At 75.0% G+C, this 2,866-nt stretch carries 2 protein-coding genes; both read left to right on the top strand.

The features are described from left to right. The first annotated feature begins 172 nt into the window (after positions 1 to 172). Complete coding sequence (locus SSBG_RS03075; RefSeq protein ID WP_008744769.1) at positions 173 to 1,291, top strand: MBL fold metallo-hydrolase; 1,119 nt, start codon at positions 173 to 175, stop codon at positions 1,289 to 1,291. Between the two features lie 61 nt (positions 1,292 to 1,352). Then, a complete protein-coding gene (locus SSBG_RS03070; RefSeq protein WP_037868814.1) occupies positions 1,353 to 2,642 on the top strand; it encodes a hypothetical protein in 1,290 nt (429 codons plus the stop codon). The last annotated feature ends 224 nt before the right edge of the window (positions 2,643 to 2,866 follow it).

The following is a 2,866-nucleotide window of genomic DNA, read 5'->3' as shown; positions in this document are numbered from 1 at the left end:
AAAAAAAAAAAAAAAAAAAAAAATAAAAAAAAAAAAAAAAAAAAAAAAAAAAAAAAGAAGTATCTTATCTTTACGAATGATTCCTATAAAGGCGCCCCGGCGGGGGCACGCCCGCGCGCACCCCGCGCCCGCCGTCCCCCGCCGGGGCGACGGCCCGTGGCGAGGCCCCCGCATGACCCCCGCCGCGCCGGACCCGGCACCCCCGCCGGGCCGCCCCGCCGTGCCCGCGCCCTCCTCCGGCCGCCCCGCGACCGCCGCGTCCGCGCACGGCCGTCCCGGCGATCCTCCGCTCCCCGCGCCCCGGCCGCTCTTCGCGCGCCGTGCCTGGCCGCGCGACTTCGCGGACCGCCTGACCGCGCCACTGCCCGGGGTGCGGGAGTACGCGCGACTGCTCCGCGAGCGCGCCGTGCGGCCGACGGCCGAAGGGCTCGCGGACGCCGCGCGCATCCCGTGCGCGCCCGCGCCCCCGCCGGAGCCGGGACCCGGCGCGCTCGGCGTCACGTGGGCGGGGCACGCCAGCTTCGTCGTCCGGATCGGCGGGCTCACCGTGCTCACCGACCCCGTGTGGTCGCGCCGCATCCTCGGCACCCCCGCCCGCCTCACCCCGGCCGGTGTGCCCTGGGACTCGCTCGGCCCCGTCGACGCGGTCGTCCTGAGCCACAACCACTACGACCACCTCGACGCCCCCACGCTGCGCCGCCTGCCCCGCGCCACCCCCGTCCTGTGCCCCGCCGGGCTCGCCCCCTGGTTCAGGCGGCGCCGCTTCACGCGGGTCACCGAGCTGGACTGGTGGGAGGCGGCCGTCCTCGACGGGGTGCGCTTCGACTGCGTCCCCGCGCACCACTGGTCCAAACGCGGCCTCACCGACACCTGCCGCAGCCTGTGGTGCGGCTGGGTGCTCACCGCGCCGGACGGCGGCCCCCGCCTCTACTTCGCCGGGGACACGGGCTACGGCCCCGCCTTCGCCGAGATCGGCCGCCGCCTGCCCGGCATCGATCTCGCGCTCCTCCCGGTCGGCGCCTACGACCCGCGCTGGTTCCTGGGGGACGTGCACTGCGACCCCGAGGAGGCGGTACGGGCCGCCGGCGACCTCGGCGCCGCCCGGATGGCCCCCATGCACTGGGGCACCTTCCCGCTCTCCAGCGAACCCGTGCTCGAACCCCTCCTGCGCACCCGGGCGGCCTGGCACGCGGCCGGCCGCCCCCGCGCGGACCTGTGGGACCTCCCGGTGGGCGCCTCGCGCGTCCTGGAGCGCGCGGCGCTCCCGGGGAGCGGCACCCGCACCCGCTGAGCCCCGCCCACGGGCCGTTACGGTTTCGTGCCCCGCCCCCGCACAACCGTGTGCGCACCCGGTGGGTCTCCTGTGCGTACCACGGGGACAGGGGAGAACCATCAACACCGCACGCCGTACGACGCTCGTCGTCGCGACCTCCGCCGCGCTGGCGCTCACAGGCGTCGCCGCCTGCGGCACCGCCGAGAACCTGAGCGCGGCGCAGAAGATCCGCAAGGCCGCCGACAGGCTCGGCGAACAACACGCGCTCTCCGTCGAGTTCGGGCTCGACGCGGCCCCGCGGCTCTTCGCCGACGAGGTGCCGGACGCGGACTCCCTCACACCGGCCGCCGCGAAGCTCCTGTCGCGGCTGCGCGTCTCCGTCTCCGTACGGGCGAGCAAACCGCTCGCCGACGCCGGGGACAAGGACATCGAGGCCATGGCGCTGAGGCTCGCCGCGGACAAGGGCCCGGCCCTGGCCGAAGTGCGCGTGATCGACAAGACCGTGTACCTCAGGGCAGACACCGACCGGCTCACCCGGACCTTCGGCGGCGGGAGCGTGCCGGGCCCCGGCGAGATACCCGAGGGCATGGACAGTCTCAAGGCGCTGTTCTCCGGCGACTGGGTCAAGACCGGCACGGAGGCGATCGGCGCCGCGGCCGGGACCGGCGCCCCGGCCGGGAACCAGAAGCTCGACGACGGGACGCGGCGCCGGCTCGGCACCGGCCTGGAGGAGGTCGTCACCCGGCGCGTCACCTTCACCGGCAAGGGCACGAAGGACGGCGTCGAGCACATCCGCGCGCAGGCCCCCGCCCGGGCCTTCCTGACCGATGTCGTCGGCGTGCTCGACAAGGTCTCCGGCAAGCTGCCCCCGCGGCTGCGCGGCGCGCTCCCCACGGCGGAGTCCCTCAAGGACGCCCCGAAGCGCGCCGTGGGCGTGGACTTCGCGCTGGATAAGGGGACCCTCGCCGGGATCAGCTTCGACGCCACGCAGCTCGCGACGGCCGCCGACGGGCTCAAGAAGGGCGACAAGGCCGCCGTCTCGCTCCGCTTCGGCACCCCGGGGAAGATCACCGCGCCGGCCGGGGCGAAGGAACTGCCGAAGGGCAAGAACGGCGCCCCGCTCGGCCTGGACCCCGCTGACCTGGCCGACGGCCCGGCGGGAGCGGCCGGTGACGAGCCCTTCGACGCGGACGAGTTCGCGGACGACCCGGTCTTCCGCGCCGAGTTCGAGAAGGCCCTGCGCGCCGAGATGGCCAAGGAGTTCGGCGCCGACTGGAAGAACGGCCCCCTGGCCGACGAGATCGAGCGGCAGATCCAGAAGCAGCTCACGCAGGAGTTCGGCGACACACCGGCATCCGGCAAGAGCTGACGCCACGGGGACGGGAAAAGCGGGCGGGCAGGACGTGGTGGGGGCCGGGCAGGGCGGTGGTTCAGGCCCGCGCCCGGCCCTCCTCCGCCTCCCCGTCCCCGGCCGGTGCCCGTGCCCCGGCCTCCTCCGCTTCCCCTGCCCGCCCCCGCGCGCCCGCGTCGCCCGCTTCCCCGGCCCGCGCCCCCGCGTCCTCCGCCGTCCCGTCCCCGGGCGCCGCACGCGTG

This window comes from Streptomyces sp. SPB074 (genome assembly GCF_000154905.1).
In the GTDB taxonomy this organism is placed as follows: domain Bacteria; phylum Actinomycetota; class Actinomycetes; order Streptomycetales; family Streptomycetaceae; genus Streptomyces.
Note: the sequence above shows the minus strand (reverse complement) of the source record. Positions and strands in the feature narration are given on the sequence as shown.